Source organism: Nostoc sp., assembly GCF_036917755.1.
GTDB lineage: Bacteria > Cyanobacteriota > Cyanobacteriia > Cyanobacteriales > Nostocaceae > Nostoc.
On record NZ_JBALFC010000136.1, the window covers coordinates 13,413 to 29,082 of the forward strand.

General features: G+C 40.7%; 10 protein-coding genes and 3 pseudogenes. 6 read left to right on the forward strand and 7 right to left on the reverse strand.

Annotated elements, in window-relative coordinates; genetic code table 11:
- Positions 1-784 precede the first annotated feature (784 nt).
- The 5 genes and pseudogenes from V7L05_RS28825 to V7L05_RS28845 form a co-directional block, all read left to right on the forward strand.
- A pseudogene (locus tag V7L05_RS28825) lies at positions 785-1,306 on the forward strand (Rieske 2Fe-2S domain-containing protein); the annotation flags it as partial.
- A 22-nt stretch (positions 1,307-1,328) separates the two neighbouring features.
- Positions 1,329-2,009 (forward strand): SDR family oxidoreductase, encoded by a 681-nt coding sequence (locus V7L05_RS28830; protein ID WP_335169298.1) that lies wholly within the window; start codon positions 1,329-1,331, stop codon positions 2,007-2,009.
- Positions 2,010-2,244: 235 nt separating this feature from the next.
- Positions 2,245-3,555, forward strand: a complete 1,311-nt coding sequence (locus tag V7L05_RS28835; protein WP_335169299.1) for a glycosyltransferase — start codon at positions 2,245-2,247, stop codon at positions 3,553-3,555.
- Positions 3,552-3,956: a DUF2600 family protein gene (locus tag V7L05_RS28840; RefSeq protein WP_335169301.1), complete on the forward strand. Its 405-nt coding sequence runs from the start codon at positions 3,552-3,554 to the stop codon at positions 3,954-3,956. The genes V7L05_RS28835 and V7L05_RS28840 overlap by 4 nt, the downstream gene beginning before the upstream one ends.
- 387 nt (positions 3,957-4,343) lie before the next feature.
- Positions 4,344-6,335, forward strand: a complete 1,992-nt coding sequence (locus V7L05_RS28845) for an NACHT domain-containing protein (RefSeq protein ID WP_335169303.1) — start codon at positions 4,344-4,346, stop codon at positions 6,333-6,335.
- On the opposite strand, the pseudogene V7L05_RS28850 reads toward V7L05_RS28845, so the two are convergent.
- From V7L05_RS28850 to V7L05_RS28875, 6 genes and pseudogenes are all read right to left on the reverse strand, one after another.
- Positions 6,316-6,966: pseudogene (locus tag V7L05_RS28850) on the reverse strand (carotenoid biosynthesis protein); the annotation flags it as partial. The gene V7L05_RS28845 and the pseudogene V7L05_RS28850 overlap by 20 nt on opposite strands.
- 252 nt (positions 6,967-7,218) lie before the next feature.
- Positions 7,219-7,404: a hypothetical protein gene (locus V7L05_RS28855; RefSeq protein WP_335169305.1), complete on the reverse strand. Its 186-nt coding sequence runs from the start codon at positions 7,402-7,404 to the stop codon at positions 7,219-7,221.
- Between the two features lie 54 nt (positions 7,405-7,458).
- Positions 7,459-7,767, reverse strand: a complete 309-nt coding sequence (locus V7L05_RS28860) for a hypothetical protein (protein ID WP_335169307.1) — start codon at positions 7,765-7,767, stop codon at positions 7,459-7,461.
- A 291-nt stretch (positions 7,768-8,058) separates the two neighbouring features.
- The gene (locus tag V7L05_RS28865) at positions 8,059-12,291 is read right to left on the reverse strand and encodes a chemotaxis protein CheB (protein ID WP_335169308.1); all 4,233 of its coding nucleotides are present in this window, start codon (positions 12,289-12,291) and stop codon (positions 8,059-8,061) included.
- 341 nt (positions 12,292-12,632) lie between these two features.
- Complete coding sequence (locus V7L05_RS28870) at positions 12,633-13,070, reverse strand: response regulator (RefSeq protein WP_335169310.1); 438 nt, start codon at positions 13,068-13,070, stop codon at positions 12,633-12,635.
- 1,081 nt (positions 13,071-14,151) lie between these two features.
- Positions 14,152-14,607, reverse strand: coding sequence for a hypothetical protein (locus V7L05_RS28875; RefSeq protein WP_335169312.1), 456 nt, complete (start codon positions 14,605-14,607; stop codon positions 14,152-14,154).
- A 174-nt stretch (positions 14,608-14,781) separates the two neighbouring features.
- Here V7L05_RS28875 and V7L05_RS28880 point away from each other — a divergent pair.
- Positions 14,782-14,970: pseudogene (locus V7L05_RS28880) on the forward strand (ISH3 family transposase); the annotation flags it as partial.
- A 130-nt stretch (positions 14,971-15,100) separates the two neighbouring features.
- On the opposite strand, the gene V7L05_RS28885 reads toward V7L05_RS28880, so the two are convergent.
- Positions 15,101-15,670: hypothetical protein (locus V7L05_RS28885; protein ID WP_335169316.1), on the reverse strand; the 570-nt coding region annotated here is incomplete at its 5' end.

The window sequence follows — 15,670 nt, forward strand, 5'->3', positions numbered from 1 at the left end:
ACTCTAAAATGAGTGAGAGTCCAATTGGTTCTAATGCCGCAGCATAAAAGGACTTGCTTCGCTCAAAATCACTCACAACGATACCAGTGTGATCAATCACAATTGATCTCCGCTTTTTAGTTGAATTGAGACTAGATTAGTACAGTTGACCTAATCATTCAAGCCTTAATTGAGGTCATGAAGAATAGAAAAAACGTAAAAATTCTATAGCTTTAAGCTTCAAAACACAACAATTCCAAGCGGGATAGAATTTCTTCAGTTAGCGATCGCGCTCACCAAGATACTGCTTACTCGCCCAGGATAGGTCAATTCCATTCAAATCATCAAAAACTTCAACAGTCCTTGTTGTTAGTCTATTCTTAGTTTTTTCGGTCTCTATATGCCAATACGGTTCAGTTAAGTATTTTTTTCTTCTTTCTGTTCTCTCTGTGCCTTTGCGGTAGCCTGCGGCAAGCCGCTCTGCGTCTACGTTAAAAAATTTGACTTTGATAAAGACTTTTAGCCTTAACTGAACCGTATTGGCCTATAACAAGCGGAGATATCACACTAGACGCTACTCATTCCAAAAGTGAATTCCGTACCTCATTTAAGGTGGGCTGTACTAAGGTTAAGATAAAAATACTACAATACAGTTACGTGCAGAATCAAAAGAAATTTTCAATTAGTCTGCGAATTTGGTAGGAAATTTTCAATTAGTCTGCGACAAATTTTCACTTAGTCTGCGACAACACAAGCCAGAAACCCTATTCTTCCGTTGAGAATTTTTCACTTAGTCTGCGAACCGACACCGCGTTGGTATTACCACATTGGACAAAATGGTGTTTTAGAAGACGATCAAATTTTTCTCCACTATCAAGAAAGGTATCTTGAAGCTAAAGGAGGTAGCCCTAACTTTACTAAAGCCTTTTACCTTCCAACCAAAGCAGATAGTTTTGTATTTGAATTGCGTCAGTGGGTAAACCAATATAATGCTGAACCATTTGGCAAAGAGACTTTTTCTCCCCCATTGGCAAAGTCCGTGCTTCTGGAGAGGTATCATTCTCATACGGAAAAATGTGCCAGTTGTAGCTCGGCGCTTTCTATTATTGAGCGATTGAGATTTGGGAGTGGAGTTGCAACAGTACTTACTTTGGCTTGGACTCCAATGCTTTTTTTATTTTTTCAGACAACATCAGTTGTAGTAGTTGTGATTGAAACTCTAGCTCCCTTAATTTTTGCACTAGCATGGCTCGGACTAAGTAAGTTAGTTATTCAGTTTTATGATGGACGAACCTTACCTCCACGAAACCGACCCGAAAAAAACTGAAATCTAATAATACCAGAAATATATGAGTAAGCTCATCTTAATTACAGGCATAAGTAAAGGTCTAGGTTATGCGATGGCTGAGAGTTTTATTCAACAGGGACATACTGTTATTGGTTGCGCCCGTTCATCAGATGCTGTTGATAAAATACGCCAGAAATTTAGTGCGCCCAACGATTTCACATCCGTAGATGTAGCAAATGAACAGCTTGTTAAAAAATGGGCACTAGACGTACTTCAAAAATATGAACCGCCAGATATAGTAATTAATAATGCGGCAATTACCAATTATCCAGCACCTTTGTGGGAAATACCATCTGAAGAATTTTCGGATCTAATAGATATCAATATCAAAGGAGTAGCGAATATAATTCGCCATTTCGTACCAGCAATGGTGAAAAACAAACGGGGTATTATTGTTAACTTTAGTTCAGGCTGGGGACGTTCAACTTCAGCCCGAGTTGCACCATACTGTGCTTCTAAGTGGGCAATCGAAGGATTAACTCGTTCTTTGGCACAAGAATTGCCAACTGGTATGGCAGCTATACCCCTCAATCCAGGTATTATTCATACTGATATGCTCTCAATTAGCTTTGGAGAAGAAGCTGCTAATTATACACCCGTGTCTGATTGGGTGTTGAAAGCTGTTCCATTTATTCTTAAGTTGAAACCCAAAGATAACGGGATTCCCTTGACCATTTCATGAGATTGATCATGCGTGAATTGTTTTGACTGTATATTAACCAATGCAACAGCGATGTCTACGACGGGCTGCGCCTACGTAATTGGCTCAATGTAGTTCAGTTAAGAAAGTTCCTCTGTGAAGGTAAGGGAATAGTTACGAAAAAGCAGGCTGATCTAAACTGTATTGGTTTATCGCTTAGAGGCGCAGGAAATTAGTACAATTTTTAGATACTGGAGTTTTCAGCAGGAAAAAGCATTTGAGTCAAAGTCTACCTATAGCACCAAGCCGGAAACTGAAAATTACGATCCTAACAGTAGGTTCAAGAGGAGATTTGCAACCATACTGCGCTTTGGCTATTGGCTTGAAACGTGCGGGGCATGAAGTAACCGTAGCAACCCATGAGAACTTTGAAGCATTAGTGAGGAAGTTCGATTTAAAGTTTGCGCCGATCGCTGGCAATATGGAAGAGTTTTTGCAATCCAAGCAAGGGCAGCGATTGATTGCGGGAGAAAAGTTGAAAAAAGAAGAAGGAGATAAGCTTTTACTCCAACAGTTGGAATCAGCTTGGAGTGCGTGTGTTGGAAGTGAAGTGATTATCTACACGCCGTTAGCTACCTTTGGATATCATATCGCAGAGAAATTAGGTGTACCCTGCTTTTTTGCATCAGTTCTGCCGTTGAGTCCTACAGGGATGTTTGGGTTTTTGAGATTTGCTCAAATAACTAAAAACCCGCTAAAGAAAGCGATCAACTATGCCACCTACTTGCTGGTAGAGTTTTTGCACTGGCAAAGATATCGTCAACTGCTCAATCACTTCAGAACAGAAACTTTGAAATTGCCGCCTTTACCATATTTGGGCAGACGCTTCAGACAGAAGACTCAGGCAAATGTATCACGAATCCCTGTATTGTATGGATTTAGTTCACACGTCATCCCAAGACCCCGTGACTGGCCTGCATGGGTGTATGTAACTGGGTTTTGGTTTATTGAGCAAGCCTCCGAATACGAGCCACCCCTGGAACTAGAGGATTTTCTGGGACGAAAGCAATTGCCTTTATGTTTTGGATTTGGGAGCATGACGATGCCCAATCCAGAATATCTTACACACTACATTGTGGAAGCTTTGAAGAAAACCCATCAAGGCGGGATTATATTGTCAGGCTGGGGGGACGTTGGAAGAACAGTGAATATAAAAGATTTGCTACGAGTGTTTGTGATCAAGGAAGTTCCTCATGATTGGTTGTTTCCCCAAGTGCCAGCAGTAGTACATCACGGAGGAGCTAGTACAACGGCGGCAGTGTTACGTGCGGGGATACCATCAGTTACCGTACCTTTCAAAGCATGTCAGCCGATTTGGGGTGAAAAGCTAACCCGGTTGGGAGTCAGCCCACAATCTATACCGTACCAGAAGATATCAGAAAAAACTTTAGCAGCAGCAATTGAAGTAGTACTGGGTGATGAGGTCATGCGGTGTAAAGCCCAGGAGTTAGGCCAGAAGATTAGGGATGAAGATGGTGTGGCGAATGCTGTTGAAGCATTCCATCGGCATTTGGGGTTGATTGGGTGAGAAATCCCACACAATTAAAATACATCTGCGATCGCAGTACTTCCCAAGATCCAGAAGATTTCCGTACTCTCCATCAAGCCTGCTTACATGCTTTGACACCTAACGCTGAATGCATTAATTACTACCAGTTTCGTCAAGAACAAGACGATGGCGGCTATCTCATAAAACTAGTAAAAACTTGTCAGGATGTATTAAAAAGACTGCCATCCTATCAAATAGTTGCTCCTCACTTACATGAGTTGGCTGATTATTATTGTAATTTACAAGTTCATAAACACGTCAAAGTTGAAGAGCGAGTTCCTCGTTTAAAAGCATGGTTTGAAGAACATCGCCACAAAATTCCAGAAATGAAGAGTTATGAACCTGTGGTTTACCTCTATCTAATGGCTCTTAAGTTCTAAAGCTATGAGTTGAACTTAATGAGCTTATCAAGTTTGGTTTCATTTATCTTGCTAGTTTCTAACAATATTAGGTTAACTTTATACACAACCGTAAAGGAGTGGTACAATAATAGCGACTATTTAATCTTACATAAAGTTTAGATTGCCGCAGCACTAGAGTTACTAAATATACCACAATTTTCTAATACACAAAATAAAAAGTTAAAAAGAACACTTAAACCAATCATGTTTAACTGAGAAGAATGCAATGAGAGGACATTAGCGGAAGATGCTTTAAATAAATCATTAGCATTTAAAAATAACTCAAATAGTTTCTAAGTAGTTCCGAAACTGTATGTTGCAATAATGTCAAGTTGAAGAATTCTTATTTTATCTGTGTAAGCTCCTATGGTCAAGCGATCGCTCGAAGCATCACTCGCCGGGATTGAACAAGCTAAAAAAGCGTTCGCTCATAAAGGGTGGACACAAGACAATTTGGCTTTTGAAGTCAACTTAAAGACTCGCCAACCAATTTGGCGGTTTTTTACTGGGCGTTCGGTTGACCGTCATATCTTTATAGAAATTTGTTCTGTGTTGTCGTTGAATTGGCGGGAGATTGCGGCTAATCCTCCAGAAGAATTTTCTGAATCAAAAGAACTTGGTGCTACTGAATTTTTGGATATTGATGCTCTAGTACAACAAGTGCGATCGCAACGCTTTGACAAAATTCAAGACCAGTGCGGCACTTTGCAGTTATTAGATGTTAGTCGCCCCGTTAGAATCGACGACATTTACATAGATGTCAACATTTTGGAGGAGATTCCGAGCCTTCAGTGGTTAGAGTTTGCTGACTTGCAAAAGTTTACATCAAAAGAATTCGATCGCTTTGGTTTAGGTGAAGTATCCCAAACACAAATTGCGGGGATCGCGGCAGCTGAAACTTACTCAAAGCTACGGGTGTTGGGTAAACCGGGAGCAGGTAAAACCACTTTTTTACAACATCTGGCGATTCAATGCAACCGAGGTAGATTTGCTGCAAATCGGGTTGCCATTTTTGTCACCTTAAGAGATTTTGCCGATGAAACGAGAGTTGCAGGAGAGTTCAATTTACTCAACTATATTTCCAAAGAATTCCTCACCTGTGGAATTTCAGATCCATCTATGCTGGAAACTTTGTTGTTGTCAGGCAGAGTGTTGGTGTTACTGGATGGATTAGATGAAGTGCTTCATCAAGAAAAAAAGGGTGTCGCCAATGAGATTCGCAGATTCTCTGAAAAGTATCAAAAGAATATATTTGTCGTCACCTGCCGCACGGCGGCTAAAGCTTTCAACCTTAGACGCTTTACAGATGTTGAAATTGCCCCATTTAGTCAAGACCAAATTGTTGCTTTTGCTCAGAAGTGGTTTACAGCACTTACAAAAACGAACATCCAGAATAAACAAGAACAGGCAATTGAGTTTATTAAGAAACTAGATTTACCCGAAAACTTACAATTTCGTAGACTTGCCGTCTCCCCCTTGTTTTTACATCTCGCCTGCTGGGTTTTTCATCACCAGAACAAATTCCCAAACCAAAAAATTGCGTTTTATAAGCAATGTTTAGACCTCCTCCTGGGCAAATGGGATGAAACTAAAGCAATTGAACGCGATGAAGTGTACGAAGGTTTCTTATTATCACAAAATCTGAAGTTGCTGAGTCACGTTGCTAGCGCGACATTTGACCAGGGGAATTACTTTTTTGAACAACGCATTGTTGAGCAATACATTAGCGATTATATCTGTGATTTACCGAATGCTTCGACGGAACCAGAGGAATTGCAATTAAATAGTGAAGGGGTACTTCAGACCATAGAGTTACAACATGGATTACTAGCAGAACGAGTGCGGGGGATTTTCTCCTTCTCTTATTTGACGTTTCAAGAATACCTAACTGCTCGAAAAATCGTTGCCAGTTATAATTTACAAACATTAGAACAACCGTTAGAACGTCTGGTTAGTCATATTACTGAACCCAGGTGGCGTGAAATCTTTTTGTTAACGGTCGCCATGCTGCGGAGTGCAGATTTTTTAGTACTGTTGATGAAGCAGGAAGTTGATGCGCTAGTGGCTCAAGATTCATATTTGCAAAAATTTTTAACTTGGGCAAGTCAAAAGTCTTTTGCTGCTCCTGAGTCTGCTGCAATTCGGGCGTTTTATTTTGCCCTGGCTAGGACTCCTCACCTTACCCCGTACTTTGCCGTGGTCTGCATCTTCGATCAAGGTATTTTTTTGGATACGGCATTAGATAACCTAGTAATGGAATGCACTATTGCCGATGCCCATGCCTGCGATGATGCTTTAAGTTATACTTTAGCGATCGTTCAAGATGCTGGCTTACATCAAGCTTTACAACAACCATAAATACTGAGCTAGTACCTAGCCACCCGGCAAAGTTTTGGTAAGGCATTCCAAAGAAGGGGCCTGGTTGTTGCCAATACCAAAAGGGTAGAGAAGTTTGACTCATTGCAGGATCGAGAACAAAATCCCAGGAGGTTAGTAATAAAGCGCCCAAAGCGATCGCACTTATATGACGCCACAAGTTGGGTTTTTTGTCCACTTCTAAACCTGTACGTGCTAGCAGGTAAGAAACAAATCCCAAATAAAACCACGATAAGGGAATTGTAAATGGGACTAAACCCGCAATCTTATAACCTAAACCGCTTAGGTAACTATAATGACCAAATGGAAAACCAGTACTGGTTCCTAGTAATTCACTTCCTAGAGAAATAAATACTGATGGCAACAGAAATGCTAAGGCGCGACCTAAACCCAAAATCCGCGTGGCATACAAGAAAACACCTGCCGCGCCTAAAATCATATAAACTACACCGCCTCCTGCCATACTCCATTGCATGGCAGTTTGTCCAACCTCGGATAAGTTAAAAATTACTTGGGCATTAGGTACAACCAGTAGTATTCCTACCAATCCAAATACTGTTGACACGATATGACCAATGAGGCTTACGCGTTCAGCAATAACAAGTTGTCTCATGGTAATTCCTTTTTACTCGCCGCTAATGAAGCGCTATTCATCCTAGCCATTGTTTAAAAATCTCTAGCATTTATTAGGGACTAGTACTTGATTTATAATTAGCTAAAATGAGCATTAATAATATTGAAGTCTTGCTCTAATTGTTTGTCAAAATTGAATTTTTGGATAAATTCATCTCAGGAGTAACTATAACTTTTGAAGTCTTTGATTTGTTTGACTAAATCAGAGTTGTCTTGCTGCATGAAGCTTCCCCTACTGTTCTGCTAGTACTTTGATTTCATAAAGTTCTCGCTGAATGAAATTGGATGTAAACATCAAGCGCTTACGACGACTGTTTACAAAAAAGAATCTCTGATTATGAGATTGATGGCTAAATTTGATTTGTTCCCCTCGGCAAGAGTAGATTTTACCCCGAATTAAATCGGTAGATTTAAACATTTTCAACCTCTTCATCCTGCTTATCAAAAACCTACTTACAGCAGAATTCAGAAGTCAGAATTGGCTACGCTCCACTGCGCTAACAGAAGTAAAACAGCCTTTACGCCGGGGTTTGAGACTTAGATTGTTTACTTCATCAGCTTGAAATTTGCTGTATGTCGTAAGTAAATCTGCCTCGGTAAGGAGTATCATCGTTTCTGCACCAACTCTGCCAAAGTCAGGCTCTTGCCCTAATGCCATCTCAATGAGATACATCCATCTGCCATATTCAGGTGTGTAGCTCCGTACAATCCCTTCTCCACCAATAAAGCTCACCCATTGGGCATTGCGAAACTTAGGCACCTTCATGAAGGTTGCAGCCATGCGTAAGACTCCTCTAATTGATAGTTGATACCTTCTATTTATATTAAAAAAAATCAAATATATTCTGTATCTTTTTAAGTAAAGATATAAGATATAAGCTGTATCTTTGGAATGTTTTAGGTGCAGATTATACAATTTATACGTAATTCAAACGTTTATTCAAACATTTGATATGGCAATCCTAAATCATTCGTGAAAAATTAAATCCCCGACTTCTGTAATAAGTCGAGGATCTGGACACCGCACATTTTTTACTTTTTCATAATTAAAATTAGTTGCTCTGTACCTCAATTACGAATTATCTGTGCCTCGTCCACTCAAATTTGCAATTATCAATACCAATTGAGTAAGGTCAATCGGTTTAGCTAGATGCGTTTGGAAACCAGCATCAATTGCCCTTTGCCGCTCTTGCTCGGTGGCATAGGCAGTGATTGCTGCTGCTGGAATTTGTCCCCCAGCTTCAGCTTCAAGCGCTCTCACCTGACGAATCAGGGAGAAACCATCCTCCTCTGGCATCCCAATATCTGCTAAAAGCACATCATATTTGCCAGGAGATTCAGTTAAAGCAGCGATCGCTTCCCTTGCCGATGTCACAATTACTACTTCAGTCTTCAAGTCTTCTAACATCCACTTTAGTAAGTCGCGGCTATCCGCTTGATCGTCTACAGCCAAGATGGATAATCCTTCAAGGCTCAAGGGTGGATTTTTACCATTTAATGTGTCCAGAGTCTCTGAGAAAACGCTCGGCTCTAAATAAGTTGGTGGTGTAATCTCCGGTGGCATTAAGCGCAGAGGCAGCCTGATGGCGATCGTGGTTCCTAGTCCCTCACCTGGACTTTGCGCTTGAACTGTTCCACCGTGAAGTTCTATCAGATGACGGACGATTGACAAGCCTAATCCAAGTCCCTGAGTTGTTTTGCTGCTGCTGGAATCTCCTTGGCGGAAGCGATCGAAAACACAGGGTAGCAAGTCTTCCCGGATGCCAATTCCTGTGTCGCTGACTCGAATTTCAGCATGAGTATATACAGCTTCGAGCATAATTCCCACTCGCCCACCGGCTGGAGTGAACTTAATCGCGTTAGAAAGTAAATTCCACAGAACTTGCTGTAAACGGTCAAAATCTCCGACAACCGTCGCTGAGTTCAACTCTGAAACAATTTGAATGCTTTTCGCCTCTGCGGAAAATGCGATAGACTCAATGGCGGCATCCACTACTAAAACTAGATCGATTAGACGAGTATTTAAATGAAGCTTGCCACTCGTAATCCGGGAGATATCGAGCATATCATCGATTAACTTAGCTTGCACCTTAGCACTCTGCTCCACCACTTCCCAGGCACGAATGACTGCTGAAGAATCTAAATTGCGGGTGCGGAAAAGTTGCGCCCAGCCGAGTATAGTATTAAGCGGGTTACGAAGTTCATGGGAGAGGTTCGACAGGAATTCATTTTTAGCTTGGTTGGCACTTTCCGCCTCTTGACGGGCTGACTGCTCCTGTGCTAAAAGCTTAGATCGCTCTAACTCAAACTGTTTGCGATCGCTGATATCTTCAATCGCCAGCAAAATCATTTGAGCCTCTCCCTGTTGAATAATTTTCCAACCATTGAGCAGCATGGTTTTCTCCCCAATCCGCTCAAAACTATGCTCTACTTCCCAGTTGTTAATACTGGTATTGTTGGCGAGAATGTCTTCTAAGAGCGATCGCAGTCCGGGCAGGTTCCATTGACCGTTCCCTAGTTCAAAAATCAGAGATTGCGCTGTCTCTGATGGTGAAACCTGAAATGTTTCATAAAACGAGCGATTGGCTTTGTTCACCCGCAAATCAGAATCAAGCACGATTAACGGCACTTGTACCGTCTCCACAATCGCTTCAGCGTAATTCCGGGCTTGTTCTAAGGTTGCGGCACTGCGTTTAAGAACATCAATATCTATTAACACCAACACCACACCGTCAATCTTGTTTTCTGTAGTGCGATAAGGACGGATGCGGAGGTTGTACCAATGTCCCCCCAGAGTTTGGACTTCTAATTCTTTGATGCTGAGTGTGTCAAGAACCTCCAAAATTAGAGTTTCTAACTCAGGAACATCGAGATTTGCTCTGATGTCGCTCAAAGGTCGTCCAGCATCGGCGGGAATCAAATTGAAAAGTCGCTGCGCCATTGGCGTAAAACGTCGAATGCGTAAGTCCAAAGTCAATATCAAAATGGGAATATTAATACTGGCAAGCAAATTTGTGAGATCGTTGTTAACTTGGTGTAATTCCAGATTACGAGAGCGAAGTTCTTCATTAGTGGTGTTGAGTTCTTCGTTGGTTGCCTGAATCTCTTCTTTGGCAGTTTCTAGCTCCTCATTGGTGCTTTGCAACTCTTCATTACTAGAGAGGATTTCTTCATTGGCAACTTTCAGGTCTTGATTGATATGCTCCTGCTCTTGGATCACCGCTTGTAGATATTCTTGAGTTGCAGCCCGCTCTTTGATGGCGGTTGCAAGTTCAAGCCTGAGCTGAACAATTTCCTGCGCTAATTCTGACTGCTCTTCGCTCTCAGGATTTACTGTGCTGGGGTTGTTAATTGTGAGTGGGGCTGATTCAAATAAAACCAGAAAGTAGAGTTCTTCGTCAGTCCCAGGCTTGAATGGAATCACCTCAAGATTGATGATTTTTGCAAGATCGCCCTCTTCAATTCGTAACCCTTCTCTTCTAACTAGAATTTTTTGCCGTTGTGCCTGATAAATTGTCGCCCGTAGCTCGATGAGCAAGCCTTGGCGCACCATTTTGAATAAGTTAAGACTCGGTTTCCCAGGTGCAAGTTTGAGGTAGAGATCGATTTCTCCCCGAAATTGCAGCACGTCCATCTTGTCATTAATCACCACACCCACTGGGGCATAGCGATTCAAGATTAGTTGGTCAGTTTTTTTCTCTAAATCAAACTCATCCGATGGATTCTCATTGGTCGGCTTTGATTCGTCCACTTTTACTATCGGATAATTGCTGGTAATGAACGAAAAAGTTGGACGAATTCCAGTTAGCTTTTTGGTATAGATTTTATACTTTTTATCAATTAGAGTAAACAAATCCGAATATTTACCTGTGCTTTCTGAAGTCCCTAGCAGCAAGAAGCCAGTCGGATTAAGACTGTAATGAAAGATGGGCAATATCCGTTTTTGCAACGTTTCGTCCAAGTAAATCAGTACATTCCGGCAGCTAATTAAATCTAAGTTAGAAAAAGGGGGATCGCTGCCCAAGTCTTGTCGGGCAAACACACACAGTTCGCGGACAGCTTTGCTAATTTGATATCCACCGCCCTCAAGGGCATTGAAAAATCTGCGGCGGCTCTCTGGTGAGACTTCCACCATTTGATTCTCTGCATAAATAGCTGATCTTGCTTTCTCAATCGCTGTCTCGCTGATGTCTGTGGCAAAAATTTGGATCGGCGGCGAGGTTACTTTATTTGACAAAAACTCCAGCAAGCAGATAGCGATGGAATACACTTCTTCGCCAGTCGAACACCCAGCTACCCAAATCCGAATCGGCAACTCTGCTGATTTGTTTTGGATGATGGTAGGAAAGACTCGCTCTTTCAACAGTTCAAATGCTTCGGGATCGCGGAAAAAATGGGTGACGTGGATCAGAATTTCTTCATAGAGCGCTTTGACTTCACTCGGATTGTTTTGCAAATACTCGGCATAATCCTCCAAGCGTTCTAGTTTATACAACAGCATTCGCCTCTGGATTCGGCGATCAAGGGTATTGGGCTTGTAGTGGCTGAAGTCAACACCAGTTTGCGATCGCAATAACACAAATATAGTCGCTAGGGCATCTCCCTGTTCGGGCAATTTCTCAACCGCGATCGGTGGCAAAGAGTTAGAAATAAAAGGATTGCGACTGAGGTTTACCAGTTCCTCGGCGATTTTTTGCGGCGGTAGCACAAAATCCACATTCCCCGTGGCAACAGCAGTATTGGGCATACTATCGAATTTTGCCGTGTCTTCACACTGAGCAAAAGTCACGCCTCCAGCTGCCTTGATTGCCTTCAGCCCCAGTGAACCGTCTCCATCCGCCCCAGATAGAACAACTGCGATCGCTTTGTGCCCTCGATCTGCTGCCAATGAAGTAAAGAACGCATCAGCAGGCATATATTTACCATGAACTTTCTCTCGCGGCGTGAGTTGCAACACCCCACCAGACAGCATCATCTTAGTGTTAGGCGGAATAATGTAGACCTGGTTAGGTTCCACAGTCACGCCGTCTCGCACTTCATTGACGGGCATTGTAGTTGTTCTTCCTAGAATCTCGCTCAACAGACTCTTGTGGTTAGGGTCTAAGTGTTGAATCAGTACAAATGCCATCCCTGTATCAGTAAGCAAATGCCTGAGTACCTCCGTAAATGCCTCTAATCCACCCGCAGAGGCGGCAATGCCAACGATGGGAAATAAAGCATCTTTATTGTCTTGTTGCTCTACGTCGAACACTTCATTAGCGGTAGATTCAGATACAGGTCGCTCAGAGGGTTGATCGGATGTCATAAGATGCAGTTTAGTACCGCAATGCTTTGGCGGCTAAGGTTTATATTTTAAGTTGGTTTACCAAATAAAAGTAGGAGGCAGGAAGAAAATATATATTTTTACCTTCGCTACTTTCTTCACAGCACCCTAATTTAATTTATGAAAAACAAAAAAATTGCTTATTTTTTGAACCGGGGGATTTAAACCCACGGTACTCAGTTAAAGGGGAAAGTTTTGAATACATCCTTTACCCCTTGACCTTTCCCCAGATATAAGGAAAGTGAAAAATGCTGATCCGAACTGTCATTACTGGTCAAAATTTAGACTACTATATTTAAGACATTAATTAGAGCTAGTTAGCATCAGCGCAAATGAAGATTATCGGCAATTGCTAAAATGCCAAGCACAGCAACAAAATCGTCAATAACTACAGGTTTAGCAAAGCATAGACTAAACCCAGCTAAAAGAGAACGTTGATACATATCTTCAGTTACAGCGCCTGTCAGAGCGATGGCTGGCACTGCTTTGCCTCGCTCTCCCGCAAGTGTTCTTACTTGGTGAATCAGAGTATAACCATCCTCTTTTGATGAGGAAATACCATTCAAGAGGACATCCGGTTGCCATTGAACAAATATTTCCATAGCTTGCTCTCCTAAAAATGTCGCTTGCACGTTCACACCATAAGATTGCAACATCGCTGTTAAAGAATTGCAGAAATTGACATCATTATCGACAAGGAGTACTCGTAACCCTTGAAGAAATGAAGGATGAGTAGGAAATTTATCATTTGTATGCATCATAGTTTCAAAATTGAGGTTTTATTGAGCTTTGCAATGTCCTGAAACTGTACATCTATTGTGCTTGCTTGAAGTTCAATAAATGTCTCGTCAGTAGGTACCAAAATAGCAGAGACAATGTATTTAAATTACTCTTGATTACAATCAGCGTTAAAAACTAATGAAAAAATTAGCATTTATCGTTTGCTTTAATTTCCCAAACTCAAAGGGATATCTAAAACAGCTACGCCCAAGCTAAAACTGTGTCAACAAGTAGTTATTAATGCAACTATAGAACTTGTATTTGATTTTTGAAAAAAATCAGTACACATCTATATCCTTCCTTTTCTGTTCCCTCACCAATCAAATCGGATTTTGATAGTTGACCTACTAAACATTAACTTCATCAACAGCGTTGACGATAACATCCTATTGTTAGAGTTTATGTTTGAATAGATGTTTTAATAGCGTATATCTTATGTAAAATGTATATTTTATTAAAATTGACTCTCAAAGCTTTGCACAGACTGATTCGCAAATTTAATAAACAGATGTAATGTAATACTAAGTGTAGTCATATAGGATCGCTGATTTTCTCTTACTAAAGATAGTTTTACCCCTTCCTATAGAGAGTAGTGAAACCTATATTATTCGTTTACTATATAAATACTGCAATTAAGAATTAGCGGTTCTCAGCCCAGTTAAAGTTAATTAAATAGCGGTAGTAATAATGTGTAAAAAATAAATTTTCATCAAGGTTTTGAATCAGCTAAATGACAGTATTTATTAAGTTTAATATTCATTAATTTATAATAAGTTTTTATCTTCATGTAATTGGGTTAATGTTATCAACCAGTTTTAAACTAACTATTTGCTAATTTTGGTATTTTTACAATCTATGTCTAACCAAACGTCTAAGCGTCTTAAACAAAATGCTGAAAGAATCATGCAGAGGTGGGAAGAGCGGGCGCGTGATGAAGTTGGTGCATCAATACATCAGGACTCTCTGATGCTACAAAATTCGCTACCTAAGTATCTAGAGCAATTGGTGGATGAGCTGTCAACAAAGATTGAAAGGACACCAGCCAGAATAAAAACCGATAAACTAGAAAGCACTCGGATTGGGAAAAAGCATGGACATGAGCGGGCGGGTTTTGTTGACTACTCGATGACTCAAATGATTTTTGAGTACCACATTCTCCGTCAGGTCATATTTGAAATTATAGAAAGCATCATCATCATGAATACCAAAAGTACTACCGCTTAAAATGGCAACATAGTTAGCTTCGCTGGGATGTACTTCGCCATAGAAGTTACTAGCCAAACCATAGGTTTTTGCCAGTTGATTGATGATGGGTGCATTGGGATTGCCAATAATCTGGTCGTAGGATTTATTTTCTTCAACAATCACAAAGATATGGTCATATTTAGGGATGGCTTTGTCGTCTGGTGTCGGAGTTGAAACTACTGCTGCTGTATTTTCAACTGCTTTCGGTGGGTTAGTAGCTGATTGACTAGATTTTTGTGAGTTGGATAAGCAACTATTGAGTGTGAGGCTCAAGCTCAATAACAGTAAACCAAAAAGTTTTTCCCTGCATAGCGATCGCTAATTAAGTATGCGTAGTTTAACGTGCTATATTTTACTTAAGTAATAAGTAATGTTTATACCGCTCTGAAAGATTTCAAAAAATGAAATGATGAAAGTAGTGTGTAGCAAGCATATTGGCTGAAAAAATTGGCTGTTTCATCATCAGAACTGGTTTTAACAGACTCAGAAACCCTTGAAGAGGTTATTGAGTGCTTAGTAGAAAATTTTTCCATTCAAACTCAAGGAGTATGTGACCAACAGACTTTATTTGAGATTCTGACTTATGCTGCTAGCAATGGAGATAGTATTGAAAATACAGCAAAATTATTAAAAAACTACATAAATTTCTGCGATCGCTATTTGGAGAAAAACTTTTTGGTTTACTGCTAATCCTGAAAACCTTCCTGGGTAAGCATTTTACTAATCAATGTTTTTGGTAAATCTCAACGTACCAATTAACCTATACTCAGCGAGATGGAACTAACCTACAATGATCATCGGGAATACAAGCCATAGCAGTTCCTGCGTCTTTAAGTGCGTCTGTTTGCTGCCTAATTGAAGCTGCTTCCCTATATCCCATTTCTGGATCTCGACCCAAGTAGGGATAGTAGTGGTATCCTAAGCGCCATACAAGCCGTTCCGTATAGTTAAGCTGTATTGCATCGTAGTCCATAAATGCCTTCAGAAGTGCTGGAACCTCTTGCTGGTAGAAATTAGCGTAAGTTGCTGAATCATTTGCTTCTACAAGTGATTTCAACTGAGAAAAAATTTGATTAAATTTTAAAAATTTTTGCGATGCACTAGAATTAAGTGTAATTAAACCTTTAAGAAAAACCTGATCATTATAGGCTCTTGAAGCTAGTGGAGGCATTTGCTTTGCAATCTGATATGCATTATTATGGTGCTGACTAATTCTTTGCGAAGCTTCTATAAGGTAATTTAATCCTAGCGTGGCAAAACTTACTAGAGAAGAGTGAAAATCCTGTAATCTTGACCTTGTAGCGAAATAATGGTGCAAAAACTTGGCAAGAAAAAG